General features: G+C 57.0%; 17 protein-coding genes and 1 pseudogene. 12 read left to right on the top strand and 6 right to left on the bottom strand.

Annotation, left to right across the window (positions count from 1 at the left end; all coding sequences use genetic code 11):
* The first annotated feature begins 217 nt into the window (after positions 1-217).
* From LOY67_RS11315 to LOY67_RS11350, 8 genes are read left to right on the top strand one after another with little or no spacing between them, the layout of a single operon-like run.
* Positions 218-1,114, top strand: a complete 897-nt coding sequence (locus LOY67_RS11315; protein ID WP_265067236.1) for a nitrilase family protein — start codon at positions 218-220, stop codon at positions 1,112-1,114.
* A 38-nt stretch (positions 1,115-1,152) separates the two neighbouring features.
* The gene (locus LOY67_RS11320; protein WP_265067237.1) at positions 1,153-2,316 is read left to right on the top strand and encodes a substrate-binding protein; all 1,164 of its coding nucleotides are present in this window, start codon (positions 1,153-1,155) and stop codon (positions 2,314-2,316) included.
* A 57-nt stretch (positions 2,317-2,373) separates the two neighbouring features.
* Complete coding sequence (locus LOY67_RS11325) at positions 2,374-3,207, top strand: branched-chain amino acid ABC transporter permease (RefSeq protein WP_265067238.1); 834 nt, start codon at positions 2,374-2,376, stop codon at positions 3,205-3,207.
* Entirely contained in the window at positions 3,200-5,011 is a 1,812-nt protein-coding gene (locus tag LOY67_RS11330) for an ABC transporter permease subunit (protein ID WP_265067239.1), read from the top strand. The genes LOY67_RS11325 and LOY67_RS11330 overlap by 8 nt, the downstream gene beginning before the upstream one ends.
* Complete coding sequence (locus tag LOY67_RS11335) at positions 5,008-5,715, top strand: ABC transporter ATP-binding protein (protein WP_265067240.1); 708 nt, start codon at positions 5,008-5,010, stop codon at positions 5,713-5,715. The genes LOY67_RS11330 and LOY67_RS11335 overlap by 4 nt, the downstream gene beginning before the upstream one ends.
* Before the next feature lie 5 nt (positions 5,716-5,720).
* Complete coding sequence (locus LOY67_RS11340; RefSeq protein ID WP_265067241.1) at positions 5,721-6,722, top strand: asparaginase; 1,002 nt, start codon at positions 5,721-5,723, stop codon at positions 6,720-6,722.
* Positions 6,723-6,731: 9 nt separating this feature from the next.
* Positions 6,732-7,883 carry a transporter substrate-binding domain-containing protein gene (locus tag LOY67_RS11345; protein WP_265067242.1) on the top strand — a complete coding sequence of 384 codons (1,152 nt, stop codon included), beginning with the start codon at positions 6,732-6,734 and terminating at the stop codon, positions 7,881-7,883.
* Between the two features lie 4 nt (positions 7,884-7,887).
* Positions 7,888-8,496 (top strand): ANTAR domain-containing response regulator, encoded by a 609-nt coding sequence (locus LOY67_RS11350; RefSeq protein WP_265067243.1) that lies wholly within the window; start codon positions 7,888-7,890, stop codon positions 8,494-8,496.
* A gap of 694 nt (positions 8,497-9,190) precedes the next feature.
* Here LOY67_RS11350 and LOY67_RS11360 read toward each other — a convergent pair.
* Together LOY67_RS11360 and LOY67_RS11365 are read right to left on the bottom strand one after the other, a co-directional pair.
* The gene (locus LOY67_RS11360) at positions 9,191-9,781 is read right to left on the bottom strand and encodes a TetR/AcrR family transcriptional regulator (protein ID WP_265067244.1); all 591 of its coding nucleotides are present in this window, start codon (positions 9,779-9,781) and stop codon (positions 9,191-9,193) included.
* Entirely contained in the window at positions 9,768-10,619 is an 852-nt protein-coding gene (locus LOY67_RS11365; RefSeq protein ID WP_265067245.1) for a 3-hydroxybutyryl-CoA dehydrogenase, read from the bottom strand. Before LOY67_RS11365 ends, LOY67_RS11360 begins: the two co-directional genes overlap by 14 nt.
* A 132-nt stretch (positions 10,620-10,751) precedes the next feature.
* On the opposite strand from LOY67_RS11365, the gene LOY67_RS11370 reads away from it, so the two are divergent.
* The 4 genes and pseudogenes from LOY67_RS11370 (at position 10,752) to LOY67_RS28455 (ending at position 14,991) form a co-directional block, all read left to right on the top strand.
* Complete coding sequence (locus tag LOY67_RS11370; RefSeq protein ID WP_265067246.1) at positions 10,752-11,768, top strand: AraC family transcriptional regulator; 1,017 nt, start codon at positions 10,752-10,754, stop codon at positions 11,766-11,768.
* A 442-nt stretch (positions 11,769-12,210) separates the two neighbouring features.
* Complete coding sequence (locus tag LOY67_RS11375) at positions 12,211-12,828, top strand: dimethylsulfoniopropionate lyase (RefSeq protein ID WP_265067247.1); 618 nt, start codon at positions 12,211-12,213, stop codon at positions 12,826-12,828.
* A gap of 1,182 nt (positions 12,829-14,010) precedes the next feature.
* Positions 14,011-14,133 (top strand): annotated as a pseudogene (locus LOY67_RS28450) (HAMP domain-containing protein); the annotation flags it as partial.
* Positions 14,134-14,148: 15 nt separating this feature from the next.
* Positions 14,149-14,991, top strand: a complete 843-nt coding sequence (locus LOY67_RS28455) for a methyl-accepting chemotaxis protein (protein WP_413776209.1) — start codon at positions 14,149-14,151, stop codon at positions 14,989-14,991.
* A 58-nt stretch (positions 14,992-15,049) separates the two neighbouring features.
* On the opposite strand, the gene LOY67_RS11385 is transcribed toward LOY67_RS28455, so the two are convergent.
* The 4 genes from LOY67_RS11385 to LOY67_RS11400 form a co-directional block, all read right to left on the bottom strand.
* Positions 15,050-15,631 carry a TetR/AcrR family transcriptional regulator gene (locus LOY67_RS11385; protein ID WP_265067249.1) on the bottom strand — a complete coding sequence of 194 codons (582 nt, stop codon included), beginning with the start codon at positions 15,629-15,631 and terminating at the stop codon, positions 15,050-15,052.
* Between the two features lie 260 nt (positions 15,632-15,891).
* Positions 15,892-16,782, bottom strand: a complete 891-nt coding sequence (locus tag LOY67_RS11390) for an ABC transporter permease subunit (protein ID WP_265067250.1) — start codon at positions 16,780-16,782, stop codon at positions 15,892-15,894.
* A complete protein-coding gene (locus LOY67_RS11395; RefSeq protein ID WP_265065129.1) occupies positions 16,779-17,699 on the bottom strand; it encodes an ABC transporter permease subunit in 921 nt (306 codons plus the stop codon). The genes LOY67_RS11390 and LOY67_RS11395 overlap by 4 nt, the downstream gene beginning before the upstream one ends.
* A complete protein-coding gene (locus LOY67_RS11400) occupies positions 17,696-18,850 on the bottom strand; it encodes an ABC transporter ATP-binding protein (protein WP_265067251.1) in 1,155 nt (384 codons plus the stop codon). The genes LOY67_RS11395 and LOY67_RS11400 overlap by 4 nt, the downstream gene beginning before the upstream one ends.
* Positions 18,851-18,911: the final 61 nt, after the last annotated feature.

Here is an 18,911-nt window from a genome sequence, read left to right on the forward strand (position 1 = left end):
GTCGACGCTGGCCCGCAACTGCATCGGCAGCGCTCGATTGCACCGATAAATAATACCTTGACATCGCTCGAAGGAGCTGTGTAACGTTTGCCCCATCGGTCGCTTTTTCTTGTCAGAAATCGCAGACCCCCGGCAATAGTGCTGGGTACATAACGGCTATAGAAGCCCCTGATTTGCGTGAAAGCGCATTCGGGGGCTTTTTTTTGGAAAAAATAAAATGTCGACTCTGCAATCTGCTGACGAAACCCAGGAATTCCCGAGCATCACGGTGGCCGCCTTACAAATGGAGCCACGGGTGGGCTGCAAGGCTGCAAACCTCGAAGTGTCGCTACGGCTGATCGACGAAGCGGCGACTCGCGGGGCGCAGATTGTGGTACTGCCCGAGCTGGTCAGCAGCGGGTATGTCTTTTCCAGTCGCGAGGAAGCCTTTGAACTGGCAGAGGCGATACCAGGAGGCGCCAGCATCCAGGCGTGGGAAGACATCGCTCGGCAGCGCAACGTCTACGTCATCGCCGGCCTCGCTGAGCGAGTGGGGCACAAGCTCTACAATTCTGCCGTCATGATCGGGCCTGAAGGCTACATCGGTACTTATCGCAAGCTCCATCTCTGGGGTGACGAGCACCTGTACTTCGAGGCCGGCGATCTGGGTTTACCTGTGTTCCATACGCCCTTCGGCCGTTTGGCGATGATCATCTGCTATGACGGCTGGTTCCCGGAAGTGTATCGGCTGTTGGCCATGCAAGGCGCTGATATCGTCTGCATGCCTACCAATTGGGTGCCCATGCCAGGCCAGGGTGATCACCCGATGATCATGGCCAACACCCTGACCATGGCCAATGCACACGCCAACAGCCTGAACATCATTTGCGCTAACCGTGTCGGTACCGAACGCGGTCAGCGTTTCGTTGGCAATAGCCTCATTGTCGGTGCCGACGGTTGGCCGTTGGTGGCCCCTGCCAGTGCGGACCGCCAGCAAATCCTCTACGCCGACATCAACCTGAAGGCGTCTCGCCAATCCCGGCATCTTACGACGTTCAACACGGTCCTGCGTGACCGACGTACCGACATCTACGACCCCATGCTTGGCACGGGCTGGCCGCTGCCTCACTACTAACCCCCCGATCTACAATAAAAACTATTGAGGACACTCACATGAACACCACTCATTCCCTCATCCGCATCGCTGTTCTTGCCACGACGGCGTTCGTCGCAACCCAGGGTCATGCCGCTGAACCGATCAAGATTGGTGTGGCGGTGGGACTCTCTGGCGCCAACAGCGTCGTGGCACCCGCTGTTGTCCAGTCCTCCGAACTCGCCGTGGAGCAAATCAACGCAGCGGGGGGAATACTAGGTCGCCCTGTGCAGTTGGAGATCGTCGACGATGCGTCCGGCGCAATCGGGGCCCAGAAAGCGTTTGATACGCTGGTGCTGGAAAAGAAAGTAGACGCCATTATCGCGATGGAAAGCAGTGCGGCGCGTAATGCTGCGCTGCCCGTTATTTCTCGAGGGCGCGTGCCGTATATCTATACCTCGTTCTATGAGGGCCGTTCTTGCAACAAGTGGATGTATGCCAACGGTTGGGTGCCAGAACAGCAAGTCGCTCCGGTAGTGGATTACTTCACTCAGAAACTCGGAGCAAAGAACTACTTTCTTGTCGGCAACGACTACGCCTTTGGCCGGGGCATGCTCAAGTTTACAAAAGCGTACATCGAGCAGCACGGTGGCAAGGTGATCGGCGAAGAATACCTGCCCATGGACGGCAGTGACTGGACCGCCGTTATTTCAAAAATTCGCTCGACGCAACCTGACGCGCTTATCAGTGCTACCGCAGGGGGCGCGCCTAACGTGTCCTTGGCCAAGCAGTTGAAGGCGGCTGCGTTGACACTGCCCTACGGCAACCTGGCCATCGACGAAGGCACGGGCAAGACCATGGGGGATGTCGCAACGGGCATGTATATGTCCGCCTCGTACCTGACCAGTATCGATACCCCGGAGAATAAAAAATTCCTGGCTGACCTCGGCCAGAAATTTGCGGCGAACCTGTCCACACCAAACGAGCTGTCCGAGCCGCAATATGAAGCCTTCTTTCTCTATAAGGCCGCGGTGGAAAAAGCCAACTCCACCGACTCCGCTGCAGTCGTGGATGCACTGAAAGATGTATCCATTACAGGGCCGCGTGGTGTGGTGCAGATGAATGCCAGCCGCCATACACCGCTGGCGATGCGCCTTGGCCAGATCCAAAGCGATGGCTCCATTCGCATCCTTGAAACCCAGGAGGGGGTCAGCCCGGGTATCCAATGCCCGAACCTGAAATAGTCCACTGCCATATCGCTCAGTATCGCTTCACGTACAGGCTCCCCGGAGGGAGACGTCATGGTGTTAATTCTAGATATAACAACAACAATAGCCATGTTGTTCATTGTGACCGCGGGGTTGATGATGATTTTCGGAATCATGAAAATCGTCAACTTCGCCCATGGTGCCTTGCTGACAATGGGCGGGTACGCGGCTTTTGTCGTGACCCAACTGGGATGGAGTCCTTGGCTTGCCTGGCCGTTGGCGCTGGTCACAGGCGTGACAGTAGGCGCGATCATCGAATACCTGATTGTTCGGCCACTCTATAAACGCCCCTTGGATGCCATCCTGGCAACCTGGGGCCTGGGCATCGTGATCGGTCAATTGATCATCATCGGCTTCGGTCGGGATGTGAAATTTGCAGACGTGCCCGTGACCGGAACCTGGTCGCTGGGCGGAGCGGATTACTCCTCTTACCGGTTGCTGCTGGTGCCCTTGGCACTCGGCTTGTGTGCATTGCTGACGGCGCTCCTGAACGGCACGCGCTTCGGTGTCAAGACTCGTGCGGTCATCATGAACGAGGAGTTGGCCAGCGGCCTGGGTATCCATGCCGGGCGCATACGGTTCATCACCTTCAGCCTGGGTGCAGGCCTGGGCACCTTGGCAGGCGCCTTGATCAGCCCGCTCTCGAGCATTGACCCGGGCATGGGAATCACCTGGCTGGTTTCGGCCTTCATGCTGGTGATGGTTTCCGGGCATTCGATGCTCAGCCTGATAGTGACGTGCGCGGTATTTGGCGCGTGCCAGGTCCTCTTCAGTACGTATGCAAGCCCTGTACTGGGCGGACTCACGATTGCCGTGTTGGCGGCGTTGACCTTGCGTATTCGTCCAAAGGGGTTCGCCCATGACTAACACTACTTTGCACGCGGTGAGCACCCAACCCGCCGGTTCCAGTCGAGAGGGCGCATGGAGTCGTCCGGCCGTGCTGGCGTTGGTCGGCATCGCCTTGCTGGTCGCAGGACCATGGATTTTCGACAGCTATGTACTCAACCTGCTGATCAAGGCATTCCTGTTTGCGATCGTCGTCATCACGGTGGACGTGCTGTGGGGCTATACGGGCTATCTGACCTTCGGGCAGTCGGCATTCTTTGGTATCGGTGCGTATGCCGCAGGGTTGGTATTCACGCACTTTGGCCTGTCGCCCAGCACCATTGCCATCGCAGTCGGGCTGGCGATCATTGTCCCAATGGGAGTCGCAGCGCTGGTGGGGTGGCTGTCCTTCTACCGGGGGGCGTCACCTTTCTTCGCCACGGTTATCTCGTTGGTGCTGCCTATCGTCATGACCCAACTGCTGCTTTCCGGTGGTGAGTGGACAGGCTCCAGCTCAGGCCTGACCGGCTATGACACCTTCGACTTGTCGCTGGAGGCCTGGTACTGGATCGCGGGAGGGGGCGTTGCACTGATAGGATTTTTTGCCTGGCTTTTCGTACGCAGTGATGCGGGGCGTGTGCTGGCATCGATTCGTGACAACGAGTCCAGGTGTGCGTACTTGGGCATCAATGTCCCGTCCATCAAAATCATCCTGCTGATAGTGACTGCCGCTGTTACAGGGATCGCTGGTTTTGGCTATGGCGCGTTCAGTGGCGTAGTGGCCCCCGAGTTATCCGGTTTCGTCCTGGGGACCGAGTTGATCATCTGGGTTGCCTTGGGTGGGCGTGGGACGTTATGGGGCCCCATGGCCGGGGCAATTCTGATCAATGTTGCCACCGCGTACCTGGGCAGCCGGGTGCCGTTTCTATGGCAACTGATCCTCGGCCTGTCTTTTGTGCTGGTCATCGTTCTGCTCCCGCAGGGTATCGTACCGGCGCTGCTCAAACCCTTCGGCTTCGGTGCTCGTGGGCGACGCGTTCCCGTGCTGGTCGAACGTGAAGTCAGAGCGGCTCCTGAGTCGGATGACGTTCCCGCACTTGTCATGGAGGAAGTAACCAAAAGCTATGGCTCGCTCAAGGTCCTGCAAGGTATCAACCTCACGGCTGCGGCGGGTGATCTGGTTGGACTGATCGGCCCCAATGGCGCCGGTAAAACCACATTGATGCGTTGCATGAGTGACGGGGCTGATCGTACTTCAGGGACGGTGCATCTCTGCGGTAACGATATCCGCCGACTTCCGGCCGAGGCCTGCGTTCGTTTTGGTCTCGGGCGCAAGTTTCAGAACGCCAACATTTTTGAATCGCTGACCGTAGCCGAGTGCCTGCGCATGGCGAGTACCCTTCACGAGCGCCCCTTGTTGTTCAGTCGGGCGGCCACGCTGGCGCTGCCATCCTATGCCTTGGACGTGTTGCGAGTTACCGGGCTGGAAACCATGCTGGACGTGGTCGCTCGCGATTTGTCCCACGGTGAACAGCAAGCGTTGGAACTGGCCATGGTCCTGGTGCTGGAGCCTCGTATCGTGCTTCTCGACGAGCCTACTGCAGGGTTGACCAAGACTGAGCGTACGCAAATCGGCGCAGTGCTTTCCTTGCTCGCGCACCGCTACAAGCTGTGTTGCCTGCTGGTTGAGCACGATCTGGATTTTGTTGAACAGATCGCTACGCGAATCGTGGTATTGCACCAAGGAAAAATGGTCATGCAGGGGACTTTCGAGGAAGTCGTCAACTCGGATCTGGTCAAGACGATTTATGCCGGATCTGCACTCGCTCCTCGGGAGGTTGTATGAACGGTGCTACGTTGGAACTGAATGCAGTCACGAGCGGTTACAGGGCATCGGTCGTCATACGGGATATGTCGTTCAAAGTCTCGGCCGGCGAAGCGGTTGCCTTGCTGGGCAAGAACGGCATGGGTAAGACGACGTTGCTCAAGACGATCATGGGTTATCTGCCCAAGAAGCACGGCTCTGTGCAGGTAAACGACAGCGACATTACGCGACTGCCGCCGCATCGAGTTGCGCAGGCGGGTATCGCTTATGCCGCCCAGGAGAAAGCGCTTTTCACCGAGTTGAGCATCCGGGACAACCTTCGCATGGGGCTCGAGAAAGACGCGTTGTTCGATGAGCGTTTCGCTGCAATCGAATCCGTGTTCCCGGTGTTCAAGGACCGTCTGAAGCAGTATGCCGGCACGCTGTCGGGAGGCGAACAGAAGATGCTGCTGGTGGCGCGTGCGTTGATGATGCGCCCCTCTGTCATTTTGCTCGACGAAATCACTGAGGGGTTGCAGCCCTCGGTGATTGAGCGAATAGCCATCGCCCTGGTGCACGAGCGACAACTGCACGGCACGACGATGCTGCTGATCGAGCAGAATGTGCCGTTCGCACTGAAGGTGGCGGATCGATACCTGGTTCTCAAACAGGGTGAAATCGAAGAGGAAGGCGATGCCAGCGCGCCGGGTGCCATCGAGGCTATTTTCAACCATTTGAGGGTGTGACGCTCATGGCCCAGTCCAGTTCAGACGATCTGCCTGCGTTCCTGTTCATCGCAACAGGCGGAACGATTGCCATGCAAGTTGATCCCTTGACCTCAGCCCCGATACCAGCGTTATCAGGCAGCGACCTGATCAAGGCCGTTCCAGGAATAGAGAAGATAGCGCGACTGGAAGTCAACAACCTGTCCAATGTGCCGTCCGTCGAAATGGGGCCGATGCGCTGGGTCCAGCTTCATCACGAGATTGATGCCGCATTGGCTCGCAAGGATATTGCGGGTGTGCTGGTTTCCCATGGCACCGATACCCTTGAAGAAACCGCATGGTTTCTCGACGTGACGTTGGCGTCCCGCAAGCCTGTTGTCCTCATCGGTGCACAACGTAACGCGTCTGAACCGGACTTCGATGGTCCGCGTAACCTGAGGAGCGGCGCAAGGGTATGCATTGAACCTGAGTCGTTTGGCAAAGGAGTGATGGTCGTCATGAACGATCAGATCAATGCCGCTCGGGAAGTCAGCAAAACACATACCTCGGACGTCGAGTCGTTCAACTCGGGCGATGCCGGCTTGCTCGGAAGAGTGGACGGCGATACCGTCACCTTCTGTCGTTCATCTTGCCGTCGACAACATCTGCCATTGGAGCATGACAGCCTGGCTCGCGTTGACATCGTGCCAATGTATGCCGGAGCGGACGGGGCATCATTAAAAGCGGCTGTACAGGCGGGCGCTAAAGGCGTTGTCATCCAGGCGCTGGGGGTGGGCAACGTGAATGCCGATATGTATGCAGCCATTTCGGATGCAATCGAATCGGGTATCACCGTTGTCGTTGCCACCCGGGTACCGCGTGGGCGGGTGAGGCCCTTGTATGGCTTCATGGGAGGCGGTATGACGTTGAAAGATGCAGGCGTCATTTTCGCCAATGATCTAAGTCCGCAGAAAGCCAGAATATTGTTGATGCTGGCTATCCAGGTCCCTAGATCCGCAACCGAACTACAAGACATTTTCGATCAATAGGTGAGCGTCATGCCAAGCACCAGGACAGCAGTCACTAAAGATCAGAGATGGCCTGTCGGCATCTTGTATTCGCGTTCGGGTGCCACCGGCGTCACCGAGTCCGAGCATTTTTTTGGTACTGCGCTTGCCATCGAAGAAATAAATGCGCTGGGCGGTGTGCTGGGTATGCCTTTGATCCCAACCGCCTATGACCCCAAGGGTTCTCCGGAAGAATACCGGCGCTTGACCAGCAAGCTGCTCATTGAAGACGAAATCAACGTCATTTTTGGTTGCTCGCGATCTTCCAGTCGCAAGGCCGTGCTACCCCTCGTCGAACGCCATAATGCGTTGCTTTGGTATTGCTCGTTCTACGAAGGGTTCGAATATTCACCGAACATCATCTACACCGGCGCCGTTCCCAATCAGAACAGCATCCAGCTCGCGGCGTACCTGTTGCAAAACAAGGGCACCCGGTTCTTTCTGGTGGGCGCGGACTATATCTACCCGCGTGAATCCAACCGCATCATGAGGGACGTCGTTGAACAGTACGGTGGCGAAATCGTGGATGAGGTCTACCTGCCCATCGAGGCAGAAGTAGAGCAGCTCAAGGAGGTCTTGAATGACATCCACAATGCCCAGCCGGACGTTGTCTTCTCGACCCTGGTTGGACAATCGGCACGCACCTTCTATCAGCTTTATGGCGAGCATGGGCTTGATCCGAAAAAAATCCCCATTGCCAGCCTCTCCATGGCCGAAGAGGAAATCCGGTTGATCGGGCCGCCGTTGTGTGAAGGTCACATCACCGCTGCCACCTATTTCGGTTCGCTGCCCAACGACAGTAATCAACGGTTCATTGAGCTTTGGCGCAAACGCTTTGGCGATCGACCGACCAGCACCTGGTCGGAGATGGCGTATTCCCAGGTTCACCTGTTTGCACGAGCCTTGGAGCGAGCGGGCAGCCTGGACAGGCGCAAGTTGGTCAACGCCGTCCACAAGGTAACGTTCGACTCTCCGGAAGGCCCCATTGCCATTGATGCCGAAAACAACCACTGCGCCCTGACCCCACGGATCGGCATCTGCCGCAATGACGGGCAGTTCGACGTCGTATGGGAAGGTTCAGGACCGGTCAAATCCGATCCTTACCTGTCCACCTTCGGTTTCTCTGAGTTCTGGTTGAGGTGACGCCATGAGTTCCAGCCTTCGCCGTCTCTATGAAGATTTGCGCAGTATCTGCGTTGCGTTCGTTTACCCGCCTGGTGACGATCGCGACATTGTCATGCAGCAGCTTAAAAGAATCGGATGCCGTGTGAAGATCATATGGCCGTTCCCCTCTGAGCCGCCTGCAGACGTCGACGTCATCCTCTTTCAGATCAGCCAGGAACTGGAAGGAAACAAAATCTGGTCGGGCGCCTCGGTGTCGGCGGCACTCATTGCGCTCTCCGACTATGAAAGTCCCACTATTTTGAAGTTGCTCCTCGATACTCGTGCTCACGGTGTGATTTCCAAGCCGTTTCGTTCCTCTGGAATCCTCAGCACGCTGGTCCTTGCCAGAGCCTCGTACAGCTATCAGGAACGGTTGCAGGGAAAGATAGATAAGCTGGAGCTCACTATAAAATCCCGGCGACAGATCGAAAAAGCCATTCATGTACTGGTCGAGCGTCAGAACCTGACCGAGACGCAGGCTTACGAGCACATGCGATCGCGGGCAACCAAGTTGCATGTAACAGTCGCCGAGGTATCCGGAATGATCATCGAGGCCCATGAGGCCATGGAAAAGCTTGGTTTGAAGCTTTAGCCTGAAGGGTACCTGTGTCATGGAGGGATGATCAGCTCTGATGCGAGCGACGATCGATCCTGAGCGGGAGAGGGGCAACAGAACAGATACTCATGATTTGCCTGTCTGAAGAATTGCTTGTGGTCGCCGATTTGTCGGTTATGAGTTGACTGATGGACGGGGGAAGTTGGGACGGCTTTTCGGAAGGGAGTTACCTGTTGATCCTGTGAGAATGGCTCTGGCAGCTAATGAACGTTCGTCCATTGGCTTTGGGCAGCATTCAACAGCCTTGTTTAGCATTACCCCTTTTTCGCTCTTGAAACACCCCAGAAACAAGGCCGGAATTGAGTCCGTTATTGCTTTGGCAATAAAAGAAAACCCTTAAGTTTCAATGAGTCGGCCGCCAGATGCGAGTCTCGTTTCCCGCTCCAGTATTCAGAAAAAAGCCACTCAGATGAGTGGCTTTTTTTGCCTATGAGTTGCGTCAGAAATGTGGCGCGTGGGCACAGGAAACTCGCCGCCGTGTTCGAGTAAGGCACTTGGCATACGACGCTTTCAGCCATAGGTTCAGCATTCTCTGTACGACCTGGAGTTACACCCTTCCTGACTTTGATGGCCTCGTTTGCGGGGACCGCATTACTCGGTTTTCGCCGCCATCAAAGTGTTCAACTTACCGTATGTACGGGCTTTCAAGGTTTGAGTGTCGAGTTGGCCGTTATCCAGTTTTTGGAGACAGTAATCGCTCGATGGCGCCTCCGATCATGTTCTTCATAAGATTATCGCGCTCTCGCTCATCCAATGAGTATTGCGTGAGCCAGCTGGGCGCGCTGTTGAGCAAGGCGGCAATGGCATGTCCGGCAGCCATCCGGCCCGGTTCACTTAATTGGTGTTGGAAGCCGAGCACCAGTAGCAGCTTGCGTTCGTACTGCTCGCGAAGTTGCCGGACGCGTTCCTGTTGCTCTTCAGTCAAACATTGGCTGTCGCGCTCTACCAGACGAAAGTGCCAGGGCATTTCCTGATGCAGAGTGAGGTGTTCGCGGATCAAGAGGTTGAGTCTGTCGCGTTTCGCCGGGGCGGTTTGCTCGATGTGTCCCAGTACGGTCAACAGCTCGTCATAGAACTCTTCGATCAGGTCGAGCAGCAGGTGCTGCTTGCTGGGGTAATGGTGGTACAGCGAGCCGGGGGCGAGTCCCAGGCAGGTAGCGAGTTCACGCATACCAACCTGACCGAACCCCTTGCTGGCAAAGAGCTCCAGCACCTTGTCCCGGTATTCGGCGAAGCGTGAGCAACGCTCAGGCATAGGCATGGAAGCCACGCCCTGTCTTGCGCCCCAGGTAACCGGCGGCGACCATCTCCTTGAGCAGCGGAGCAGGGCGGTACTTGCTGTCGTTGAAGCCATCGTAGAAGGCTTCAAGGATTGCCAGTACGGTGTCCAGGCCGATCAGGTCCGCCAACGCCAGCGGGCCGATCGGCTGGTTGCAGCCCAGGCGCATGCCGGCGTCGATGTCATCGGCGCTGGCCAGGCCTTCCTGGAACACCAGGATCGCCTCATTGATCATCGGTATGAGAATCCGGTTGACCACGAAGCCCGGACGGTTGCCAGCGGTGATTGCGGTTTTGCCGAGCGCGGTGGCCATGTCCAGCGCCAGGGCGTGGGTGGCATCGCTGGTTTGCAGGCCACGAATCACTTCAATCAGACCCATGACCGGCACCGGGTTGAAAAAGTGCAGGCCGATAAAGCGCTCAGGCTGGCTGACGCTGGCGGCGAGTTGGGTAATGGACAGCGAAGAGGTGTTCGAAGCGATTACACAATCGGCACTGACCTGCGCCGCGATCTGTTGCAGCACGCGCAGTTTCAGGTCGAGATTTTCGGTGGCGGCTTCAATCACCATTTGCACGTTGTGCAGGCTGGTGTAATCACAACGGGTGCGAATCCTGTCGAGGGCCGCGAGTTTTTGCTCTTGCGACAGTGTGTTCTTGGTGATCTGCCTATCGAGGTTTTTTTCGACAGTTGCGATTGCCTTCTGCAAGGCATTCTCGGAAATGTCGATCAGGATGACGTTGAGGCCGGCCAGGGCACAGACTTGGGCGATGCCGTTGCCCATGGTGCCGGCGCCGATGACGCCAATGTTCTGTAGATTCATCTGGTTCCCTGAATAGGCTTTTTGGTTGGGCATGAGTTTAGAATCAGCAGGGGCACTGGCCTATGCCGAAACTGTTCATGAAAAATGGCGCTTTTTGCCATGTGCAGATGCGACTGGAGAGGCATTCGAAACATGCGGGAAACGGATTCGGTGGCGGTCTACTTCATGTATCCCATGATCCATGCGCTGCGTGAGAAGCCGCAGCGTGTGCGGTCACTCCTTGAGCAGGTGGGCATCGACCCGACACTGATAGATCAGCCAACGGCACGGGTGGCGGCCACGGCTTTCGCCGCGTTGTGGCTGGTGCAGATTCGAGAATTGAACGACGAATTTTTCCAGTTGGACTCCCATGGTATGCCGCCGGGAAGTTTTGCCTTGATCTGTCGGGCGTTGATTCAGGAACCCACGCTGGAAAAAGCCATGCGTCAGTGCCTGGCCAACTTCGCCCTGTTCCTGAGTGATTTCCGCGGTACGTTGAGTGTGCGCGGCAAGCGTGCGGTCATCAGCTTGCAGACCCATTCGCCAAGTAGCGAGCTTGGCCGGTTGGGCGAAGAAACGTTTTTGGTGTTGATCATCAGTCTGTTGTGTTGGCTGGGCGGGAGACGAATTCCCATCGATCGTGCGGACTTTCGTCATCAGCGCTTGTCGCTGCGTGATGATGCGTTGCTCTGGGGCCCCAACCTGACCTTCGGTGCCAACCACACCGAAATCGAATTCGCCAGTCACTACCTGCGGTTGCCGGTGGTTCAAGACCTGGCCTCGCTGAAAGGGTTTTTGCGCACCGCACCACAATGGCTGGTGATCCGCTTCCGCAACCAGCATGGGGTGGCATCTCAGATTCATCAGCGTCTGCGCCACAGCCATTACAGCGAATGGCCGACCTTGCAGGCCTTCGCCCTGGAGCTGCACCTGAGCCCCAGTACCTTACGCCGGAAACTGGAACGCGAAGGCTGTTCGTATCAGGAGATCAAAGATGAGGTGCGGCGCGGCGTGGCGTTTGAACGATTACGCGAGGGCGAGGCGAGCATCAGCGAAATTGCTGAGCAGTTGGGGTTTCAGGAGCCGAGTGCGTTTCATCGCGCGTTCAAGAAGTGGACGGGGGAAAGCCCGGGGCAATACCGATTGCGGTTTCCCCGGCCGCGACCGTAACGATCGTGATGCCAGTAGCCAGATACGTGAACGCTTACGGAAATGGCGCAGCCAGCGCCGACGAGGACGTGGGCAAGCAGTTCGAGGCTACGGAACAGTCTCATATGAAAAACAATATTTTTTTTCATGATAAATCTTGATTTTTTTCACGGCTCGTTCCACAGTGGCTGCATAAAAATAAGGGCATACGTCCAGCCTTGAGGAAGGACTCATGAAGTCTGATCTTCACCATCACCGCTGTACCTTTCCGATATGGACAGATATCTCCTGTGCTTCGATCCAGCTACTGCCAAACTCAGGTAACCAGGCGTTATCGCTGATGATCGTTGTATTCCTGTCTAACTGCCTAACCGTGGTTTGTCCTTCAAGCGCACTCAATAAGCCGGGTCAAACCAGAACGTGGAACAAGATCAAAAACGGTAAATAAACAGGGCCGAGCGCAATGACGGTGGACTTAAATTTCGAGTTGACGTGCCTGGTTGACCTTATTCATTCACATCTGTGCTCAACAGTTCCGGATGTTGCAACGCGGCTTCGTCTTGAAGAGTTAGACATATCCGTTAATGAGGCTGTTTTATGCAGGCCGGAGAGTCAATATTCAGCGATGGCCAAAGCTACTATTGAAACAGCCGGAAAAGAGCTTGCAGGTTCCTTTGAGAAGCTTGGGGCGATGGCGAGCTGCATTTCGATGATCGCCGATGCGTTAGAGTGGTATAAAAAACCGCTCTCGACGGAGTTGCCCGAATTCCAGGCCGGTCACCTGAATGCAATCATCTTTGGCCGGAGTGGATTAGCGACGCTCGGCAACCTGACTCTTGGGGTAACAGTTATGAGTCCACACATAACTTATCCTGAGCATCACCATAGTCCTGAAGAACTGTACATTGCACTTTCGGAAAGTGAATGGTGGCAGCCTGAAAGCGGATGGCGCTCACCAGGCCTCGGCGGAACAGTTTACAACACTGGTGACTTGCTGCACTCCATGCGCTCTGGAGCCCAACACCACCTGTCCCTCTGGTTTCTTTTCGGCGATATGCATTTCTTTTCCGGCGCAGTTTAGCGCCCTGTTGGTTGATTAGGTGGAGTTCAAATGAAGTTCAAGTCCATTCAGCATTCCGTCGCGATGCTGGCCGGGGTCAGTGTACTTGCGGTTGTCGCCGCATTGGTTATGTACGCAATACACGCTGGCTCCAAAACGCAAAGTCTGGTGCAAACTCGCGCTGAAAGCCTTCTGGAAAAGGTGATAGAAGATCGCCTAAGGTCGTTAGCGGTCGCAAAGGTCGCTCAAATACAAGGCGAACTGGCTTATCCAATGACGATTGCAAAAACAGTTGCTCTGGCCAATGCATCTTTGAGTAAAGCGAGGGAGCAGGGGGGCACCGATACCTCTGGGCTGCGAAAGGACATGGCCGAACTAACCCATGGCATTCTGCTGGACAATCCGAAGCTGATTGATCTCTACGCCGCTTGGGAGCCCGGAGCATTCGATCAAGACGCGCTTCATACCGATACGCCAGGCACCGATTCGTCCGGCAGATTTACGCCATGGTGGTATCGAGATGCCTCCGGCATTCCACAGCTTTCCACCCTCGGAGACGAACTCGAAAGTCAAAATCTTCTTACCGCCGGGGTGCGCGAGGGAGAGTATTACCTGTGCCCACGGGAAAGTTTGCAACCCTGTGCAATCGATCCTGCGTCATACGAAGTGGCGGGTAAGACTGTTTTGATGTCGAGCTTCAATGCCCCGATCATGGTGGATAGTCATTTTCGAGGGGTGGCGGGGGCTAGTCTCTCGCTCGAGTTCATTCAGCGACTGATTGTCCAGGCAAACCAGGAGCTCTACGAGGGCGCTGGAGAGATGGCGCTGTTATCCAGCAACCGTCGGGTTGTCGGTTTCAGTGCCGATGACAAGCATCTGGGTAGCCCAAGCCAGGAGGTACTCGGCACTCCCTTGCAGGGACTGGTCCAGGCATTGACCAACCACCAAAGCATATTCCAACTGGATCGCGATAACGGCCGTCTCTATTTGATAGTGCCCTTTAGTGTCGAAGGGGCCAAAGCCCCCTGGCTACTGACGCTCAACCTGCCCATGAACGTCGTCATGGCCGATATGCACAAGTTGGAAATCCAGTTGGGCGAGCAGCGCTCTGACGACATTTGGGGGATGAGTATCATTGGGCTGATTGTCTCGCTGGCGGGTATAGCCGTGATCTGGCTGATCAGTTTCGGCATTGCTCATCCCATGCGCCAGATGGTTGCCATGCTGGATGATATTGCTAAAGGCGAAGGCGATTTAACCCGACGCCTGGTTTCCGATAGAGGCGACGAACTGGGCGCGATCGCCAGTGGCTTCAATGCGTTTCTTTCAAAGCTCCAGTCGATGATTTCTCAGGTTGCATCGTCAGTCAGCGGTCTCAAGGAATCGTCCCGGAATACTGCAGGCATCGCCGCGGACACGAGTTCTGAAGTCCAGCGGCAACTTGCTGAAATAGAGTTGGTGGCGACTGCCGTTCACGAGATGACGGCTACAGCCCAGGATGTAGCCCGTAGCGCTACGATGGCAGCACAGGCAGCCAGCCATGCTGATCATGCGGCTGAAGAAGGTAAACGGATCGTTCAATCCGCCGCTGATGCAAGCTTGCAGCTCGCTCAGGAGATGCAGCGGGCCGTCGCAGTTGTTGAACTGCTGGCCGGTGAGAGCGAGAGCATAAGTGCCATTCTGGTAACCATCAGTGGTATCGCCGAGCAGACGAATCTGCTCGCCCTGAACGCAGCCATCGAGGCCGCTCGGGCAGGCGATCAAGGCCGCGGTTTTGCGGTAGTAGCCGATGAGGTCAGGCAGCTTGCGCAGCGCACACGGCAAGCCACTGATGAGATACAACTGATGATTTCTCAGTTGCAGCAGGGAACACAGCAGGTGGTCCAAGTCATGCAGCAAAGCCAGAATCGGACTGAGTCCAGTCTGCAGCAGGCCGATGAAGCCAAAAATGCCCTGCAAACCATCGCTCAGGCTGTTTCAGTCATCAGCGATATGAATGCTCAAATCGCCAGTGCTGCAGAAGAGCAAAGTGCTGTAGCAGAAGACATCAACCGGAATATCACGAGCATCGGGCTCGTTGCGAGTGGTGTCGTAGGGAATGCTGATGAGGTCGCTCAGGCAAGCGTAGAACTGTCGGCGCTGGCGGAAAAACAGCACAGTCTCATGGGGGGCTTCAAGGTCTGAGGTCAGTTTTTCCGAGTTTGAGCCCCGTCATTTCCAGCCCCAGGTCTGTCCCCGCTGGTTAGGTGCCAGACGTCATTGCACTCGGCATGATCCCGGCTATCAACACTCGCTCCACAACGGCTCTGTGCTCGCGCGGCGGCAGATGTGAGTCAGCGGTCCAGATCAACAGGTGTTCCAGCAAGTTGAGGCAGGCGCTGCCTGGATCGCCTTGAACTTCGGGATCGCCCAACGCCTTCAGCAAACTCCGATTTATTTTCTGCCGCAATAACATGACTTCGCTGGCACCCGGAAGCTGCAGCAGCCTGTCTGCCTCACGTGCAGCGAGTTTGAAATACCACGGTCTGCGGGCTTGCAGGCGCAGGATCGCATCAATGGCTGCACTGATGCGGTGAACTGTTCTGTTGGAGCGCATGACCGTCATCAGGAAGTCGGCGTAGTGCGCCTCAATGAGGAAGGAAAAGTACTCGTCCTTGCCCGAAAAGTGGTGATAGAACGCGCCCGCTGTCACCTCCAGCGAGGCGGTCATTTCCCGTAGGCCTACATCGCTGAAGCCTTTGGTCGCCAATAGCTCGACGGCCCGATCTTGATTGCTTTCAATCCTTTTCAGCCCAGCAGCCACGGGTCGAGACAAGTCAGTCATGATAGGTAGCCTCTGAAGTATTTTTGTTGGATAGGCGCGTGCAAATGGAATCGCCTGATGAGCGATCCAATGATGAGACCGATAAGCGGTGCTGGCATCCTGCAGATGTAGGAGGTTGTGCGCGTTAGGGCGCGATGGCCTGTATCCTGATTCAGGTTCGCTTTGTAGCGATCCTGTGGGAGCGAGCTCGCGATAGCGGTTTCAGGTTCAACCAAAAAACCTGTGGCAAGGAAGCAAGCTCCCTCGCCACACCGCCACCTTCAGACCTGCGCAGCAGCCACCGCCCGACGGACTTCCGGCTGCTTCCAGGAATCGGCAGCACTTTCCTCGATGGCTTGCTGGATCGCCCGCTTGCGGTTTTCTTCGGCGCGGCGGCTGAAGTACCAGACCAGGAAGGTCACCAGCGACACCGCCAGCAGGATCAGGCTCGCCACGGCGTTGATCTCCGGCTTCACGCCCAGGCGCACCGCCGAGAACACTTCCATCGGCAGGGTCGTCGAGCCCGGGCCCGAGACGAAGCTCGCCAGCACCAGGTCGTCCAAGGACAACGCGAACGACATCATGCCCCCGGCCGCCAGCGACGGCGCGATCATCGGGATGGTGATCAGGATGAACACCTTCCACGGCCGCGCACCGAGGTCCATGGCCGCCTCTTCGATGGACAGGTCCAGCTCACGCAAGCGTGACGAAACCACCACCGCCACATAGGCCGCGCAGAACGTGGTGTGGGCGATCCAGATCGTGACGATGCCACGCTCCTGGGGCCAGCCGATCATCTGCGCCATGGCCACGAACAGCAGCAACAGCGACAGACCGGTGATCACTTCCGGCATCACCAGCGGCGCGGTGACCAGGCCGCCGAACAGCGTGCGTCCTTTGAAGCGGGTGATGCGGGTCAGCACGAAGGCCGCCAGCGTACCCAGGGCCACCGCGGCCACCGCCGTGTAGCAGGCGATTTCCAGCGAACGCAGCACCGAGCCCATCAGTTGGCTGTTGTCCAGCAGGCCGACGTACCACTTGACCGACCAACCGCCCCACACCGTCACCAGTTTCGAGGCGTTGAACGAGTAGATCACCAGGATCACCATTGGCGCGTAGATGAACAGCAATCCCAGCACCAGCATCAGGCTTGAAAAACTGAAGCGCTTCATTCCTTGCCCTCCATTTCTTTGGCCTGACTGCGGTTGAACAGGATGATCGGCACGATCAGGATCGCCAGCATCACCACCGCCAGGGCGGACGCCACCGGCCAGTCACGGTTATTGAAGAATTCCTGCCACAGCACTTTACCGATCATCAGGGTTTCCGGACCGCCGAGCAGTTCCGGGATCACGAACTCGCCCACCACCGGAATGAATACCAGCATGCAGCCGGCGATGATGCCGTTCTTGGACAGCGGCACGGTGATTTTCCAGAAGCTGTTGAACGTGCTCGAACCCAGGTCGGAGGCGGCCTCCAGCAGGCTGGCGTCATGTTTGACCAGGTTGGCGTACAGCGGCAGGATCATGAACGGCAGGTAGGAGTAGACCACGCCGATATAGACCGCCAGGTTGGTGTTGAGGATCTGCAGCGGTTCGCTGATCCAGCCCATGCTCATCAGGAAACCATTGAGCAGACCGTTGTTGCTGAGGATGCCCATCCACGCGTAGACGCGGATCAGGATCGCGGTCCAGGTCGGCATCATGATCAGCAGCACCAGCACCGTCTGCGTCTCTTTGCGGGCATTGGCGATGGCGTAGGCCATCGGGTAACCGATCAGCAGGCACAGCGCGGTGCTGATCAGGGCCATCTTCAACGAGCCCAGGTAAGCGGCGATGTACAGCTCATCCTCGCTGAGCATCGCGTAGTTGGCGAAGTTGAGCAGCACCTGCAGCTTCTGGTCGACGTAGCTGTAGATCTCGGTGTACGGCGGAATGGCCACGTCGGCTTCGGCGAAGCTGATCTTCAGGACGATGAAGAACGGCAGCATGAAGAACAGGAACAGCCAGATGAAGGGCACCCCGATGACCAGTTGACGGCCACCGGGCGTTATTCGATCGAGTCGGCGTTTGAATTTGCGCATGTTCATGAGCGAAGCACCACGCCGCTGTCGTCTTCCCACCAGACGAACACCTGGTCGCCCCAGGTCGGCCGCTGGCCACGGCGCTCGGCGTTGGCGACGAAGGACTGCACCAGCTTGCCGCTCGGCAGCTCGACGTAGAACACCGAATGCCCACCCAGGTAGGCAATGTCATGGACCTTGCCGCTGGACCAGTTGTGCTCACAGGTCGGCTGCTCGACGGTCACCAGCAGTTTTTCCGGGCGAATGGCGTAGGTCACCGACTTGTCCTGCACCGAGGTGCTGATGCCGTGGCCCACGTAGATGTTGCGGTCCAGGTCCTTGCAGGTCAGCACCGCGTGGCCTTCGGCGTCGTCCACCACTTCGGTCTCGAAGATGTTGACGTTGCCGATGAACTCGCAGACCAGTCGGCTGGTCGGGGTTTCGTAGATGTCGATCGGGCTGCCGATCTGGGCGATCCAGCCCAGGTGCATGATCGCGATGCGCTCGGCCATGGTCATGGCCTCTTCCTGGTCGTGGGTCACCATGACGCAGGTGACGCCGACCCGCTCGATGATCTCGACCAGCTCAAGCTGCATTTGCGAGCGCAGCTTCTTGTCCAGGGCACCCATCGGCTCGTCGAGCAGCAACAGCTTCGGACGCTTGGCCAGCGAACGGGCCAGGGCCACGCGCTGGCGCTGGCCGCCGGAGAGCTGGTGCGGCTTGCGCTTGGCGTACTGGCTCATCTGCACCAGCTTGAGCATCTCGGCCACGCGGGCGTCGATGTCGGCCTTGGGGATCTTGTCCTGCTGCAGGCCGAAGGCGATGTTCTGCGCCACGGTCATGTGCGGGAACAAGGCGTAGGACTGGAACATCATGTTGATCGGCCGCTCATAGGGCGGCATGTCGGTGATGTCCTCGCCGTCGAGGAAAATCCGCCCCTCCGTGGGCCGCTCGAAGCCGGCAAGCATGCGCAGCAACGTGGATTTGCCCGAACCCGAACCGCCGAGCAAGGCGAAGATCTCGCCTTTTTTGATCTCCAGGGACACATCGTCCACGGCAATCGTCTCGTCGAACTTCTTCGTGACCCGGTCGATTTTGACCAGCACCTGCTTGGGTGTCTGGTCGCCCTCGAGGGCTTTCTTATAGGCATTCTTATTGGCACTGGAGGCTACGTTCATTTTTATTGTTACTCCCGCAAGGCCGGTAATCTCGATTGAAAGATTTTCTTATGGTTGTTCA

This window comes from Pseudomonas sp. B21-056 (assembly GCF_026016325.1).
Classification (GTDB): Bacteria; Pseudomonadota; Gammaproteobacteria; order Pseudomonadales; family Pseudomonadaceae; genus Aquipseudomonas.